This window comes from Neobacillus phoenicis, from assembly GCF_047302305.1.
Lineage (GTDB): Bacteria > Bacillota > Bacilli > Bacillales > Cytobacillaceae > Neobacillus.
Window position 1 is genome coordinate 5,041,924 of record NZ_CP154847.1, and the last position, 14,283, is coordinate 5,056,206.

Below are 14,283 nucleotides of genomic sequence, written 5' to 3' on the forward strand. Positions count from 1 at the left end.
CATTGACTCATGCTTTTATTTATACTAATATATAAATTTGTTGGAATTTAAGAAAATGTGGTTCGAGAACCTCCCACATAAAAAAACTAAGGAGATAATTATATATGAAAGTAAAATCAATTGTCGTAAACGGTATTGTAGCAGCATTGTACATTGCAGTCTCTGCTTTAATCCAGCCGTTTGGGTTCACCCAAGTTCAGTTTCGCGTATCAGAAATGTTTAACCATCTGATCGTCTTTAACAAGAAATATTTTTACGGAATCATTCTTGGTGTATTTTTAACCAATTTATTTTTTTCACCGATGAAGGCCTATGACCTTATTTTCGGTGTAGGCCAATCTGTGATTGCCTTATTAATAACGATTGCCTGTGCAAAATATATTAAAGGGTTATGGACACGAATGATTGTGAATACACTAGTTTTCACGGTTACTATGTTCTTAATTGCCCTTGAGCTTCACTTGGCATTTAATCTACCATTCATGTTCACTTGGTTAACTACTGCCGTTGGTGAGTTCGTGGTTATGGCTATTGGTATGCCGGTAATGTATGTAATAAACCAACGTGTTCGTTTTGAAAAAATCGTCTAAACAAAAAAAGAGTTGCTGCTGATGAAAGGTACGTGGAAAATGCGGTTTCAACCATAAAAACACAGTACCTATAAAAAAGATAATCACAGCTGTAATTAATATTTTTTTCTTCACTCACGACTCCCCCTCAGAAGCATAGAAATTCTATGTACATTAAAATCATAATACATAGAATTTCTATGCACAAGTGCTTTTTTGCTAAAATCATCCAATTTCAGTTACTTTTATTTGGTATTTCTTTGTGAAAAGGAATACAGTAGTAGTAGATGATTGCAATTTGAAGGGAGAGAAAATCATGTTACAACGTCCTTTAACTAGTGAGTATCCTGAGTATTATGTACCGTATGTGGACCTTGTTCCCGAAGGAGACCTATTAACGATTCTGAGTGAGGATTTAAAAAATACCATTGCACTTTTTGAAGGAATTCCTGATGAAGAGGGACATTTTCGTTATGCTCCAGATAAATGGAGTATTAAAGAAGTTCTCGGTCATATGACTGATACCGAAAGAATTATGAGCTATCGCCTGCTTCGTATTGGCCGCGGTGACCAAACAGCCTTAGCTGGGTTTAATGAAAATGATTTTGTTGAAGGTTCTCAAATTAACAACCAATCTATCAAAGCTATACTTGAGGATTTTATAGCAACTCGGAAAGCTACGATTACTTTAATGAAAAACATGCCTGTAGAGGCTTGGGTCTACAATGGTATTGCCAACAATACGCAAGTGACTACCCGCGCCATCGGCTACATAATTGCTGGTCACGCCATCCATCATAAAAAGATTATTAACGAGAGGTACTTATCAGCAAAAAAATAGGTAATTATAGAAAAGCAGCCGGAATAATAATCTAAACCATACCGTTTTGAGGTGCATATCACATAATTGGCAATGATAATGGCGTGTAAACTGACATCAGTTTGGCACGCCATTTTTCTGATTTATTGTTTCTTTGGCATCTAAAAAATAAATATCTTATTCAACTAAAGCACTTGCTACTTCAATAAGTCTAAAAATAATAATGCGATATGTACATCGAAAGTAACAATGTTATTTTTGAATGTTCTCATAGAAGACAATTTTGTTTCCGAATGGGTCTCCAATTCTAACCTCTTTAGTATTCCAGTCTGTAATTTCGAGCCCAGGACGTGCGTACTTATATTTCTTTTCTAGAAGCTTGGAATGAAGCATCTTCACATTTTCTACTTCAATTCTAATTGATGCTCCCGGCGTCGAATCACCAAAATGCTCAGAAAGATGAAGGATACAATTACTATGGGAAATTTGCATATATAGGGGGAAGTTTTCCTCAAATCGATGCTCCCAATCCAACTTAAATTCCAAAAATGTTAAATAAAATTCTTTGGCTTTCTCCTCATCAAAAATACGGTATATTGGTATGGGGCTTTTCATACTTATTTTAGATGTGCTCATTATAACATCACCTTTTCTTATATTTATTTTTGAACTAAATTGATCATCTTTACCATTATTTCACCATTTTTCCTTAAAGAAACCTGCACCGTTTGTTAAAGAAGAATATGTACTTTTTATTAGTTTTTCAATCAAAATGTCAGTTCAATTTTCTCTATAAAAAGTTGACAAAACTTTTATGTTAAAGGAAAAATGGCATAGTCATTTACTATGCCATGTCTTGTGTCAATTTAATAACTTGCACCCCAAAACGTAACCCTTTAATAATAATCCGGCTGCATTTTCTACTACTCTTATATTTACACCCACCACATTTGTGAAACAGGCTCTTCAATGAGAACAGATTTCAAATTCACAACCGCTCGCTTAAAACCTTCATCAATGGACATAATTGGATCCTCATGTTCGATGCTGACCACATAATCATACCCATAGGTGCGAAGTGCACTCATCATATCAGACCATTCTTGCAAACTATGGCCGCAGCCTACCGAACGGAATGTCCACGCACGTGAACGCACTTCCCCATATGGCTGCATATCCGTTAAACCATACATATTTACATTTTCTTGGTCAATGTACGTATCTTTCGCATGGAAATGATGAATCGCATTTTCTTTAGCCAAGATTTTAATTGCTGCTTCTGGGTCAATTCCCTGCCACCACAAATGACTTGGATCCAAGTTGGCGCCAATCGCATCGCAGGTTTCTTCGCGTAACTTCAACAGGGTGTATGGTGTATGAACTAAAAAGCCGCCATGAAGCTCGAGGCCAATTTTCACCTGATGGTTCTTCGCATACTGGCCTACTTCTTTCCAAAATGGAATCAGTTTTTCTTCCCATTGCCACTTTAACACGTCTCCATATTCATTTGGCCACGGTGTCACCGGCCAGTTAGGGTACTTGGCGCCTTCATGGTCACCTGCGGTACCAGAGAAACAGTTTACTACTGGAACACTTAACAAAGACGCGAGTTTAATTGTTTTTAAAAGTGTCTCATGAGACTGCTTCGCAAATTCCTTTTCAGGAGAAATAGGATTTCCGTGACAGCTAAAGGCACTAATGATTAATCCTCTTTCCTCTACTTTCCCGATATACTCCTTCCGCGCTTCTTCACTTTCCAATAACGCATCTAAATCGCAATGACTGTTCCCTGGGTAACAGCCTGTGCCGATTTCAACAGCATGAAGACCTGCCGCTTTTACGGTATCGAGCATCTCCACGAAAGATTTTTCAGCAAATAATACAGTAAATACACCTAGTTTCATTTAGTAATCCCCTCTCTAAACAATTCACTACTTTCATAAATCCGATCAATAATTTGGGAAACTTGAAGAGCCTCCTCTGGCTTTACTACCAATTCTTCTATTCCAAGACATGCTTCGATAAAGTTTTTTGCTTGTGGCAGCCCCGGATTCTCTGCACCTGGAATCCATGCGGCTTGGCTATTTAATAGCATTCCATTTTTAGTAGTATAAAGCTCAAATGGGAATACACTTATGCCGCCATCCACTCCAGAAATGCTCAGATGCTCTTGGTCATCCTTGATATTTGCCGCCCATGAAGTTTCAAACAGCATCGAAGCCCCGTTTTCAAACTGAACATATGCCGTGACATGATCATCAACATTAAACGTCTCATGATCAAACTCACCCCATTGGTTCACTTGATTCGGCATTTTACTTAACGTGTTATAAATGGTGCCTGACACCATCGTTTGTTTTGGATTTCCCATTAGCCATAAAGCGAGATCGAGAAGGTGACAGCCATAGTCAATCAGGCTTCCGCCTCCTTGAAGGTCTTTATTTGTAAACACACCCCAGCCCGGCACTTTCCGCCGTCTTAACGCTTGAACTCTCACCACAAGCGGCGTTCCCACTTCTTGCATGGCTTTCTTTGCCGCCTGGGATTCCTTCATGAAACGATAATGATAAGCGATGGCTAGAACTTTATCCGCTCTTTTTGAAGCAGCAATCATCGTTTCACATTCTTCCGCACTTAGAGCCATCGGCTTTTCACAAAGAACATGAACTCGAGCTTCCAATGCAGCAATCGTAATCTCGGCATGGAATTTATTCGGCGTACAAATGCAAACAGCATCTACTTCTGAAAAAAGGTCCTGATAGTACTCAAAAACATGAGGAATCTGATATTTTTCGGCGGTTTCCTTGGCCCGGTCCACATTCACATCACTGAGAGCTGTTATTTCACATGCATCACTAAGCTGTAAAAAAGCAGGGATATGACGGCCCTGCGCTATACCGCCAACCCCTATAATCCCAATTCGAAGTTTTTTCATTGTTCATTCACTCTTACTATTTGTTTTGTTTCATTTGACTCGAGCGCAGCTAAGATGACGTTTAATGATTTCATGCCTTCCTCACCCGATACTAGAGGCTCTTGATTGTTCACAACGGCGTCAACAAATAGGTCGACAACTCGTGAATTGTTTTGACCGCCCTCTTCATTGGACTGTATTCTACCCAACTGGTAATTGACCACTTCACCATTCTTATATTGAACAACCAGTGAGTTGACCGGGTCATCCTCTAAACGAAGAATGGCATTTTCACCATAAATAATCGTCGAATTATCTTCTTTGCTTACATAGGCCCAGCTGGCAGCAAGCGTTCCGATGATTCCGCTTTCTGTTTTCAAAATACAAACCGCATTATCATCGACATCAGCAAAATCTTTTGCACTCGTTTCTACAAATGACCCCACTTCAATGATCTCTTCCCCAAGAAGATAACGCAGTAAATCCGTCTTATGGACACCCAAATCGCCCATCGCCCCAACAAAGGCTTTTTCTTTTTGAAAGAACCAGCTTTCTTTTCCGTCCACACTCCAGCCTTCTGGACCTCCATGTCCAAATGCTGTACGGAAACTATAAATTTTCCCGATTTCTCCACTTTCAATTAGCTTGCGCGCTCTTTGATGAGACGGTACAAAGCGTTGATTATGTGCAATCATTAGCCTTTTGCCACTTTCATTTGCTGCCGCAATCATGGCCTCTGCTTCTTGTTTGGAGGTAGCCATTGGCTTTTCACAAAGGACATGTACCCCAGCATTTAATGCAGCAATAGTGATTGGCGCATGAAGATAGTTCGGTGTACAAACACTAACGGCTTCTACTCCGCCATCTTTTAATAATTCTTCATAGCTCGTAAAGGCTTTTGCCCCAAATTTCTCGGCTACTTCCAGTGCACGTTTTTCATTAATATCACAAATAGCAACAAGTTCTACATTCTTATTTGACTTGTATTCAGGTAAATGACGATGCTGGGCTATACTGCCGCATCCGATGACAGCTACTCGTAATTTTCCCATGGTTATTTTCCCCCTTTAATGACTTCTAATGGCTTGGCATTTCCATAAACCGGACGTTCGCGTTTCACTGGCTTAGCCCATTTAACCGCATTGCTAATGACCCGCTGAATTTCTTTGTTATGATAAGTCGGATAAGTTTCATGTCCTGGTCGGAAGTAGAAAACCTTACCGTTACCGCGCTTATACGTACAGCCGCTGCGGAATACTTCTCCTCCTTCAAACCAGCTTGTGAAAATCAGTTCATCCGGCTGGGGAATATCAAAGTGCTCTCCGTACATTTCTTCTTTTTCTAGTTCGATATATTCCGAGATTCCTTCTGTAATAGGATGACTTGGACTTACCACCCAGAGGCGTTCCTTTTCATCTGCTTCCCGCCATTTCAGGTCACAGCTAGTGCCCATTAATGTTTTAAAGATTTTAGAAAAATGGCCAGAGTGGAGAACGATGAGTCCCATTCCATCAAGGACACGCTGTTGAACTTTTTGAACAATCTCATCCTTTACTTCGCCATGTGCGAGATGCCCCCACCAAACTAAAACATCTGTATTTGCCAATACTTCATCGGTTAGACCATGCTCAGGTTCATCTAATGTAGCTGTTTTTGTGTTAAAGCCTTCTGCTTCAAGAAATGCGGCAATGGTACCGTGAATTCCATTCGGATAAATATCTCTAACCACAGGGTTTTTCTGCTCGTGTCGGTTTTCATTCCATACTGTTACGTTCAACATGTGTAACGACTCCTTTAGCTTTTTGTAAATGCTCTATTAAAATTGTCTGTTGATTTCCGCTCCAGGCACTTCGCTTTCCGTGGGTGTTTCGGTGAGTCTCCTCGGCGCTTGCTCCTGCGGGGTCTCACCTGAACCATACTCCCACAGGAGTCTTCGTGCCTTCCGCTCCAATCAATAGGTTGTATAAATCAAAACCGTTCCTTAACACAGCCTTTGTAAAAATAAATTATTTAGATGTCAGCTTCTCTTTTAAGTAATTTAGACTTATTTCAATACTTTCAAATGGGGTCCGGCGGCTGAAATCCTGCTCGACGATCCACCACACTACACCTGCGTCTTCTCCTAAATTGATGACGCTTTCAATATCAACGCCACCAGTTCCAAGTTCAGCAAAATATTGTTCCTCATCTGTTGTCATATCTTTTAAATGGATGAGAGGCGTTCGACTTTTGTAACGGTTTATCCACTCCACTGGCTTTTCACCAGCTTTCGTCAGCCAATAAACATCCAGTTCTGCCTTCACGTTTGCAGCATCCGTATCTTCAAAAATGGACTCTAATGCTGTTCTTCCATCTGAAAGTCGTTCTAATTCAAAATCGTGATTATGATAGCAAAGAGTAATGCCTTCTCGTCGACATGTTTCTCCCGCTTGCTCTAATAAAGGGATAAGAGCTTGATAATCTTGTTCTGTTCGACGTTCGGGCAGCAGGTAAGGACAGACAACATATTTGCTGCCTAGGATTTTCTGGTCTTCTATCACTAGATCCAAATTTGTCTCCAAGTCTTCAAGCGGCACATGACTGGCAGCAGCTTTCAGACCCAATTCATCTAATACCTGTCTTACTTCTTTAGCTGATAATCCACCGTATCCGGCAAACTCTACTCCATCAAAACCTAATTCGGCTACTTTTTTTAACGTACCAATAAAATCCTTTTCGGATTCTTCCCGTAAGGTGTACATCTGAACCGCAATTGGTATAGTTGTCTTCACTCTCATCCCTCATTTCTGCTAGCTATTTATATTACTTATTTGATACCATCATATATGATGTACTTTAAAATAAACATAAACGATATAATGAAAACATCTACTATTTTGCTATTTGTTTTTCAAAAAAAGAGGGGCTTACAATTATGAAAGTCTATTTCTGCGGGTATTCCTACCATACACAAGGGTATTATTCTCAACATAAATCTGGATTCCCTGGGTACCTTTTTCGACTACAAACGGAAGGTTTTTGTGAAGTAGTCGTAAAAGGACAACGAAGGACTCTTGAAAAGGGAGATCTTTTAATAATCCAACCAGGTGATTATTATGAGTTATTAGTAGAGGCTGGCCAAAGCAGCGCAGATTATCATTTATCATGTAAAGGTGATTGGGTGGATGAATGGTGGGAACGTTCTGAAAAGCCTACGATTACTAAAATTGATTTGGACGAAAAAACGATGTCGCTTTGGCGACATTTAATTGTGGAGGAACGCCGACCCTCATCCGAAGAAAATAAGGAGCTTTCCGAATATCTTCTTAAAGCTCTTTGTTTATCCTTAGAACGGGCAGTCAACGAAACCGCGCCTTCCTTTAATCGTCCTTATACCGTTACAAGGATAATGCGCTATATTGAAGAGCATGCAACCACCTCCTTTAAAGTAGAAGATGTGGCGAAATATGCTGGTCTCAGCGTTTCCCGCTCTGTACATTTGTTCAAAAGCAGCGTAGGAAAAACAATGATTGAGTATTCCCTCGAAGTCCGCTTAACCGCTGCGATGGAACGAATGAAATACACCACTATGACTCTTGAACAGATTGCTGAGGATTGCGGTTTCGGTTCGTATCCCTATTTTCATAGAGTATTTCAAAAAAAGTATGGCATAGCTCCTGGTGCGTATAGACGACAAGATTAAGAATACTTTTAAAATTTATATTTACGAACAAATGTTCTTTGTTATATAATTTAAATATGGGCAATAATAGAAGCTATGCATAAAAATTTGACCATACATAATAATCCAAGGAGCTGATGTTAAATGACAGTAAGATTAATTCCCTATTTAGTCATGGATGGAAATGCAAAAGAAGCGATTCAGTTTTATGAAAAGGCTTTGGATGCACAAATTCTATTTAGCCAAAGTTTCGGTGAGATGCCGGAAAACCCTGAATTCCCACTGCCTCCTGAAGCAAAGGATCGTATTAGTCATGCAACAATTAAAGTAGGGGAAACCGAAGTAATGCTGTCTGATACGTTCGCAGGTCAGCCCCATCAAATTGGAACACAAGTCACAATCTGTATCAGCACAAACGATGCGGAAAAATCCAAGAAGTTTTTTGAAGCATTGACGGAAGATGGTCAAGTGGGTATGCCATTACAAGAAACCTTCTTCAGCCCAGCCTACGGAATTGTTACAGACAAGTTCGGTGTAACCTTCCAAATTTTCACTGAAGGCAGACATTAAATTGCTTTAACAAAAAAAGACTCCGCTTGCATCGATTAGATACAGCGGAGTCTTTTTTATTTTTTAGCTCTACCCTGAATAACTGTGGATAACTTTTAGCAGTTATTTCATTCATTGATGTGCAAATACTATTGCATGGATGTCTGTTATCATTCATTGTTGATTCTCGTGTAGGTATGAGAATTCTTAAGCGGAGAATTTCCGGTTATTGTATAAAGAGGGCGCTAAAGGAGCAGAAATAAGGGGAGAATTTCCCTCTATTGTATAAAAAGTAAGCGTAAGAAGCCGAAATAAGCGGAGAAATTCCCTTTAACTGCTCTAAAATAAGACAAAATCCAACGATTTTGATCATTTAAAGGGAAAAACTCCCCTTATTATTAAGGAAATATGGGTATTTCCCAATTTAAGAGGAATTTTTCCCCTTATTTTTCAAACACTGTGAAATCAACAATCAGTTATAACAGAGCTATTTTTTTATCTGAATTGATTAGAATTCTTCATACAAGTTAACTTCTACTCCAAAATGATCGGATACAACGTTTCGATTGACATTATTAAAGATTACCTTTGAATAGTCTACCTGAACAGGCCTATTCGTTAAAATCAAATCAATTCTTAGGTCTTGCTTGTTGTTGCTCCAACCTGCAATTTTCCCTTTGACGGTAATTCCTTCATCTTTATCATCCGTCATCTGGTAAGTATCGTAAAAACCACGGTTGATTAAATACTCATATCCCTCTCCCTTAAGAGAAGCATCGTTGTTAAAATCACCCATAAGATAAAAGGGGTAATCCATATTTATATGCTGCAACAGCTTGTCCGCTTGCCCCTTAAAGGGTTCCTCTTCATCGTGCCACCACCCCATATGACAGGAATAAAAGGTTAGTAATTTGTTATTGTAGGAAATGGTTGCTCCGACAATTCTACGTGTTTTCCAGTTAGTAGCGTAATCTACACTGTCAGAAACGAAGAATGAGTGCTCCTCAACGATTGGATGCTTCGTTAGAATGGCAACGCCTTCCTCATATGTCCCATTTTTAATATAGTGGGATACATCCCACACTAAGAAATAGTCAGACACTCCCAGCTTTTCTAACTCTTGTAACAAAACATATGCATAATTGTTTTCCTTAACTTTCCCGTGCACATACTCCGCTTCAAGCGCTTGACTTACCTCTTGTAATGCAATGACATCATATGATTTTTCCTTAATGGTTTGTGCCAAGTATTTTATCTTTTCTATTTGATTTTCCTCATGCCATGAATGGCAATTTAAAGTTAGAAGTTTCATTGATGGATTACCTCGATGTTTTTAACATATTTTATCACTACCATCTAAAGTTAGAAATAAACTTGAGAAACTCTATTTGTTTTGAATGTTCATATTTCATTATCGCGTAGGTGTTAGCTTCAGGCAAGTTGATAGACTCGCAATGTACTTCAATCAATCTGCCTTCTAATAACTCTCTTCTCACAGTAGAAGTTGGCAGGAAGGACACTCCTAACCCCTCAATAATAAACCTTTTGGTAATGTGCACCTGTGAAACCTTCATCATTCGGACACTTGGATATTTATTTTTTACCACTCTAGAAAGAAGATCCCAATAACCCGGATGATTGTGAGTTAATAGATAATGGGTTGTTAACACTTCTTCCACTTCTAAAGGAGGCGCTGATTCTGAATCTCTCCCATCGTGTGGGGCAACCAATATGACGCTATCTTTTGCTAAAAGATTACAAATCAAGCTCTGATTAGTACTGTTCAAGCAAGACAGCCCCAAATCTACTTCTTCCCTTAAGACAGCCTGTTCAATTTCTACAGATTCAATAATTTTGACTGAAATCTCCACTTCCGGAAACTTCTTTGTATAGCTTTTTAATACGTAAGGTAAAATCGTATCAGCAATTAAAGGTGAAATACCAAGAGTTAACTTCCTTGTGTACCCTTGACTGAAGGTATTTAAATCCTCGAGACCATACTGATAAACCTCCAGCAATCTCTTCGCGTGAATCAAATATCGTTTACCTTCCTCAGTCAGTTTAATTTTTCTTCCCTCTCGATGAAATAATAGAATGCCCAGCTCTTTTTCGAGCTGTTTTATATGAACTGTTACAGATGGTTGTGAAATATATAATAGTTCCGCTGTTCTCCTAAAATTCCCACAGTCTGCTGCAGTAACAAATGTATTAAGCCACTGAAACTCCATCCCCACCGCTCCTTATCAAAGATATTAATCATTTACTTTAAAATTATTCAATATTCTTAATTAAGTTTATTTTATAGAATATAGTAAACAAAGGAAAGGAGTGAATGGTTGATGAACAAAGGGTTAAAAGGGATTGTTGCTGCAGATACGGCCATCAGTCATATCGATGGAGAAATTGGTCAACTCATTTATAGGGGATATGAAATCAGGAGCCTTACACAAAAATACTCCTTCGAAGAAACGGCCTACCTCCTTTGGTACGGGGAATTACCTACTGAAGAACGGGTACAAATTTTGAAAGATCAAATGAGAAAGGAACGAGCTCTTCAAGAGAATATTAGATTTATCATTGATCAGCTTCCACCATCCATGGATATGATGAGTGTCATTCGCACGACCATTTCGGCTGAAGGTGGAAATTCTGATTATAGCTGGAAGCCCACCCTACCACAGGCTATAAGATTAACCTCTCTCGTTCCGACGATTATTGCCTATCGGAAACGAAAACTGGAGGGTAACACGTTTGTTACTCCTCGGATGGATTTAGATCATGTCGAAAACTATCTTTATATGCTTTATGGAAATCTACCATTAGCTGCACATGTGGAAGCTCTAGAAACTTATATGATTTTAACTCTCGAACACGGCATGAACGCTTCTACCTTTTCAGCAAGAGTCACAGCTTCAACTGAATCAGATATCGTTTCAGCAGTGACATCCGCAATCGGCACGATGAAAGGACCACTTCATGGCGGCGCCCCTTCAGGAGTTATTGATTTGTTAAACGAAATTGCTTCTGTGGGTGACGCCGAGAGTGTGCTTAGAGAAAAGTTAACAAGAGGAGAAAAATTGATGGGGTTCGGTCATAGAGTCTATAAAACGCATGATCCTCGAGCGATTTCCTTAAAGACAAAATTATTAGAACTCGATGGTAAGGATGAATGGCTGGACCTCGCGATGAAGGTAGAAGAAACAGCAGTGAGACTATTGGATGAAATCAAACCAGGTCGATCCCTTTATACAAATGTGGAATTTTACGCGGCAGCCATCATGAAAGCCATAAACATGAAAGCAGAACTATTTACCCCAACCTTCACAGCAAGCCGAATGGTCGGCTGGACGGCCCATATCCTCGAACAATCAGATAATAATACAATCTACCGACCTCAATCGAACTATATTGGATTTTTAAAATAAATATTAAGGCTGTACCTGTAAAAAAACTAATCAAACGTTTGATTAGTTTTTTTAAAAACCAAAATCAAAACGTTTCGATTTTTCGTTGACTCTATTTTTGAAAGCGTTTATAATCCAGATATAAAAGCTATTGAAACGTTTCAATTCAATAAACCATTTATTATCGGGAGGGATACAGAATGAGTCACCAAATGAATGAAATCATTCAAAATATGACACTGGATGAAAAGATTGGTCAACTGTTACAGTTAGCGACACCCTTTTTCAAGGGAGCATCTAACCGGGGTGAAATAACTGGACCAATGGAAGAAATGGGCATTACGGATGAAGACTTATATAATTGTGGTTCGGTTTTAGGCGCTTCCGGTGCAGAAGAAGTCATTAATATACAAAAGGCACATTTAGCTGAAAATCGTCATGGTATTCCTTTGCTAATGATGGCAGATATTATCCATGGTTTTAAAACTATTTTCCCTGTTCCACTTGCTATTGGCTGCTCTTGGGATATGGAACTTGCCGAACAAAGCGCTCAGATTGCTGCAAAAGAGGCAGCTGTTTCTGGTGTTCATGTTACTTTTGCGCCAATGGTTGACTTAGTCCGCGACCCTCGTTGGGGCAGAGTCATGGAGTCTACAGGTGAAGATCCATATTTAAATAGCTTATTCGCCCGTGCTTTTGTCCGTGGATTCCAAGGAACAGATTTAACAGAAGATCATGACCGGGTAGCAGCATGTGTAAAACACTTCGCGGCCTATGGTGCACCAGAAGGCGGTCGTGAATATAACACTGTCAATATGTCAGAAAGACAGCTGAGAGAATCCTATTTACCAGCCTATAAAGCAGCTTTAGATGAAGGTTGTGAAATGGTCATGACCGCTTTTAACACGGTAGATGGAATTCCAGCAACAGGAAATAGAAAGTTAATGCGCGATTTACTTAGAGATGAGTGGGGCTTTGATGGTGTAATGATTTCTGACTGGGGTGCTGTTAAAGAGTTAATCCCTCATGGTGTCGCAGAAGATGAGGCTGAAGCAGCATTAAAGGCTCTTCAGGCAGGTGTCGACATTGAAATGATGACAACATGCTACGTTGATCACCTTAAGCATCTTGTTGAAGAAGGTACTGTAGAAGAAGCTCTGATTGATGAAGCAGTACTCCGCATCCTGAAGTTAAAACAAAAATTAGGTTTATTTGAAAATCCACATCGTGGTGCTGATGTTCAGCGTGAGAAAGAAGTGATCCTTTCTACTGAGCATCGAAATGCAGCACGTGAACTCGCAGCTAAATCTTGCGTTCTATTAAAGAATGAAAATGTGCTTCCATTAAAGCTCCAGCAAAAGGTTGCTCTGATCGGTCCATTTGCTCAAAACGGTGATATTTTAGGCCCTTGGTCATGGCAGGGTTCTTATGAGGATGCCGTTAAGCTTGACGAAGGCTTGAAATTGAAAATTGATCCTTCCCTCCTTTCTGTAGCTAAAGGCTGCGACATCGAAACAGGAACAGAGGAAGAACTAGATGAAGCATTAAAGACTGCTAGTGATGCAGATGTGATCATCCTCGCTTTAGGTGAAGGATCCTTTATGAGCGGTGAAGGTGGAAGCCGTTCAAACATTCAGTTACCTAAAATTCAACTTGAATTAATTGCAAAACTCAAACAGCTGCAAAAACCAATGGCAGCAGTACTTTTTAACGGACGTCCCCTTGATTTACATGGTGTGATTGACCAAGCAGATGCTGTGTTAGAAGCATGGTATCCAGGAACAGAGGGCGGAGCAGCGATCGCCGATTTACTATTCGGAGATGCCAATCCTTCAGGAAGACTATCCATGTCCTTCCCTCACTCAGTTGGTCAAGTACCTGTCTATTATAATCACTTTAATACTGGGCGCCCTAAACTATCTGAAGAGTATGAGCGTTATGTATCACATTATTTGGATATTCCAAATGAAGCATTGCTTCCTTTCGGATTCGGCTTAAGCTATACAACCTTTACCTACAGTGATGCCACATTGTCTGCTGAGGTTATGAATGCTGATGAAACTATCAATCTATCAGTATCAGTTACCAATACAGGAGCGATGTCTGGAGAAGAAGTTGTACAGCTTTATATTCGTGATATCTCGGGAGAAATTGTACGACCAGTTAAAGAGTTAAAAGCATTTGAAAAAATTAAGCTTGAGCCAAATGAGACGAAAGAAGTAACCTTCACCATTAAAGAAGAAATGCTCCGATACCATCATGAGGACCTTCAGTTTACAAGTGATGCCGGAACATTTATCGCATATGTTGGACCTAATAGCAAAGAAGTAAGTGCTCATACGTTTAAACTAGTTAAATAGATTACC

Annotated in this window: 14 protein-coding genes and 1 riboswitch; of the genes, 6 read left to right on the forward strand and 8 right to left on the reverse strand. The window is 39.5% G+C overall.

Annotation, left to right across the window (positions count from 1 at the left end; translation table 11 throughout):
• Nucleotides 1–51: 51 nt before the first annotated feature.
• A riboswitch (PreQ1 riboswitch) is annotated at nucleotides 52–96 on the forward strand.
• Between the two features lie 8 nt (nucleotides 97–104).
• Together AA0X95_RS25715 and AA0X95_RS25720 are read left to right on the forward strand one after the other, a co-directional pair.
• Nucleotides 105–590, forward strand: a complete 486-nt coding sequence (locus tag AA0X95_RS25715) for a QueT transporter family protein (protein WP_413303223.1) — start codon at nucleotides 105–107, stop codon at nucleotides 588–590.
• Between the two features lie 295 nt (nucleotides 591–885).
• Nucleotides 886–1,410, forward strand: a complete 525-nt coding sequence (locus tag AA0X95_RS25720) for a DinB family protein (protein ID WP_413303224.1) — start codon at nucleotides 886–888, stop codon at nucleotides 1,408–1,410.
• A 231-nt stretch (nucleotides 1,411–1,641) separates the two neighbouring features.
• Here the strand turns inward: AA0X95_RS25720 and AA0X95_RS25725 are convergent, their stop codons facing one another.
• The 6 genes from AA0X95_RS25725 to AA0X95_RS25750 all read right to left on the reverse strand — a co-directional run bounded on the left by AA0X95_RS25725 (nucleotide 1,642) and on the right by AA0X95_RS25750 (nucleotide 7,044).
• Nucleotides 1,642–2,025, reverse strand: coding sequence for a glyoxalase superfamily protein (locus AA0X95_RS25725; RefSeq protein WP_413303226.1), 384 nt, complete (start codon nucleotides 2,023–2,025; stop codon nucleotides 1,642–1,644).
• 299 nt (nucleotides 2,026–2,324) lie between these two features.
• Nucleotides 2,325–3,293, reverse strand: a complete 969-nt coding sequence (locus AA0X95_RS25730; RefSeq protein ID WP_413303228.1) for a sugar phosphate isomerase/epimerase family protein — start codon at nucleotides 3,291–3,293, stop codon at nucleotides 2,325–2,327.
• Nucleotides 3,290–4,324 (reverse strand): Gfo/Idh/MocA family protein, encoded by a 1,035-nt coding sequence (locus AA0X95_RS25735; protein WP_413303230.1) that lies wholly within the window; start codon nucleotides 4,322–4,324, stop codon nucleotides 3,290–3,292. Before AA0X95_RS25735 ends, AA0X95_RS25730 begins: the two co-directional genes overlap by 4 nt.
• Entirely contained in the window at nucleotides 4,321–5,355 is a 1,035-nt protein-coding gene (locus AA0X95_RS25740) for a Gfo/Idh/MocA family protein (RefSeq protein ID WP_413303232.1), read from the reverse strand. Before AA0X95_RS25740 ends, AA0X95_RS25735 begins: the two co-directional genes overlap by 4 nt.
• A 2-nt stretch (nucleotides 5,356–5,357) precedes the next feature.
• On the reverse strand, nucleotides 5,358–6,083 hold the full coding sequence (locus AA0X95_RS25745; RefSeq protein ID WP_413303234.1) for a ThuA domain-containing protein: 726 nt from the start codon (nucleotides 6,081–6,083) through the stop codon (nucleotides 5,358–5,360).
• A 226-nt stretch (nucleotides 6,084–6,309) separates the two neighbouring features.
• Nucleotides 6,310–7,044, reverse strand: a complete 735-nt coding sequence (locus AA0X95_RS25750) for a sugar phosphate isomerase/epimerase family protein (protein WP_413310268.1) — start codon at nucleotides 7,042–7,044, stop codon at nucleotides 6,310–6,312.
• 173 nt (nucleotides 7,045–7,217) lie between these two features.
• On the opposite strand from AA0X95_RS25750, the gene AA0X95_RS25755 reads away from it, so the two are divergent.
• Both AA0X95_RS25755 and AA0X95_RS25760 read left to right on the forward strand, forming a co-directional pair.
• A complete protein-coding gene (locus AA0X95_RS25755) occupies nucleotides 7,218–7,985 on the forward strand; it encodes a helix-turn-helix domain-containing protein (RefSeq protein ID WP_413303236.1) in 768 nt (255 codons plus the stop codon).
• A 123-nt stretch (nucleotides 7,986–8,108) separates the two neighbouring features.
• Nucleotides 8,109–8,534, forward strand: a complete 426-nt coding sequence (locus tag AA0X95_RS25760) for a VOC family protein (protein WP_413303239.1) — start codon at nucleotides 8,109–8,111, stop codon at nucleotides 8,532–8,534.
• 487 nt (nucleotides 8,535–9,021) lie between these two features.
• Here AA0X95_RS25760 and AA0X95_RS25765 read toward each other — a convergent pair whose 3' ends face one another.
• Together AA0X95_RS25765 and AA0X95_RS25770 are read right to left on the reverse strand one after the other, a co-directional pair.
• Nucleotides 9,022–9,825, reverse strand: a complete 804-nt coding sequence (locus AA0X95_RS25765; protein WP_413303241.1) for an endonuclease/exonuclease/phosphatase family protein — start codon at nucleotides 9,823–9,825, stop codon at nucleotides 9,022–9,024.
• Between the two features lie 37 nt (nucleotides 9,826–9,862).
• Nucleotides 9,863–10,741, reverse strand: coding sequence for a LysR family transcriptional regulator (locus tag AA0X95_RS25770; protein ID WP_413303244.1), 879 nt, complete (start codon nucleotides 10,739–10,741; stop codon nucleotides 9,863–9,865).
• Nucleotides 10,742–10,849: 108 nt separating this feature from the next.
• Here AA0X95_RS25770 and AA0X95_RS25775 point away from each other — a divergent pair, with 108 nt between their 5' ends.
• Together AA0X95_RS25775 and AA0X95_RS25780 are read left to right on the forward strand one after the other, a co-directional pair.
• On the forward strand, nucleotides 10,850–11,938 hold the full coding sequence (locus AA0X95_RS25775; RefSeq protein WP_413303247.1) for a citrate synthase/methylcitrate synthase: 1,089 nt from the start codon (nucleotides 10,850–10,852) through the stop codon (nucleotides 11,936–11,938).
• A gap of 179 nt (nucleotides 11,939–12,117) precedes the next feature.
• Nucleotides 12,118–14,277, forward strand: coding sequence for a glycoside hydrolase family 3 N-terminal domain-containing protein (locus AA0X95_RS25780; protein ID WP_413303250.1), 2,160 nt, complete (start codon nucleotides 12,118–12,120; stop codon nucleotides 14,275–14,277).
• The last annotated feature ends 6 nt before the right edge of the window (nucleotides 14,278–14,283 follow it).

What these genes read in the sequence shown, in the direction of transcription:
- AA0X95_RS25745 (WP_413303234.1), bottom strand. Translation starts at nt 6,083, where the DNA reads ATGTTGAACGTAACAGTATGGAATGAAAACCGACACGAGCAGAAAAAC.
- AA0X95_RS25770 (WP_413303244.1), bottom strand. Translation starts at nt 10,741, where the DNA reads ATGGAGTTTCAGTGGCTTAATACATTTGTTACTGCAGCAGACTGTGGG.
- AA0X95_RS25750 (WP_413310268.1), bottom strand. Translation starts at nt 7,044, where the DNA reads ATGTACACCTTACGGGAAGAATCCGAAAAGGATTTTATTGGTACGTTA.
- AA0X95_RS25720 (WP_413303224.1), top strand. Translation starts at nt 886, where the DNA reads ATGTTACAACGTCCTTTAACTAGTGAGTATCCTGAGTATTATGTACCG.
- AA0X95_RS25725 (WP_413303226.1), bottom strand. Translation starts at nt 2,025, where the DNA reads ATGAGCACATCTAAAATAAGTATGAAAAGCCCCATACCAATATACCGT.
- AA0X95_RS25780 (WP_413303250.1), top strand. Translation starts at nt 12,118, where the DNA reads ATGAGTCACCAAATGAATGAAATCATTCAAAATATGACACTGGATGAA.
- AA0X95_RS25735 (WP_413303230.1), bottom strand. Translation starts at nt 4,324, where the DNA reads ATGAAAAAACTTCGAATTGGGATTATAGGGGTTGGCGGTATAGCGCAG.
- AA0X95_RS25765 (WP_413303241.1), bottom strand. Translation starts at nt 9,825, where the DNA reads ATGAAACTTCTAACTTTAAATTGCCATTCATGGCATGAGGAAAATCAA.
- AA0X95_RS25740 (WP_413303232.1), bottom strand. Translation starts at nt 5,355, where the DNA reads ATGGGAAAATTACGAGTAGCTGTCATCGGATGCGGCAGTATAGCCCAG.
- AA0X95_RS25730 (WP_413303228.1), bottom strand. Translation starts at nt 3,293, where the DNA reads ATGAAACTAGGTGTATTTACTGTATTATTTGCTGAAAAATCTTTCGTG.
- AA0X95_RS25755 (WP_413303236.1), top strand. Translation starts at nt 7,218, where the DNA reads ATGAAAGTCTATTTCTGCGGGTATTCCTACCATACACAAGGGTATTAT.
- AA0X95_RS25760 (WP_413303239.1), top strand. Translation starts at nt 8,109, where the DNA reads ATGACAGTAAGATTAATTCCCTATTTAGTCATGGATGGAAATGCAAAA.
- AA0X95_RS25715 (WP_413303223.1), top strand. Translation starts at nt 105, where the DNA reads ATGAAAGTAAAATCAATTGTCGTAAACGGTATTGTAGCAGCATTGTAC.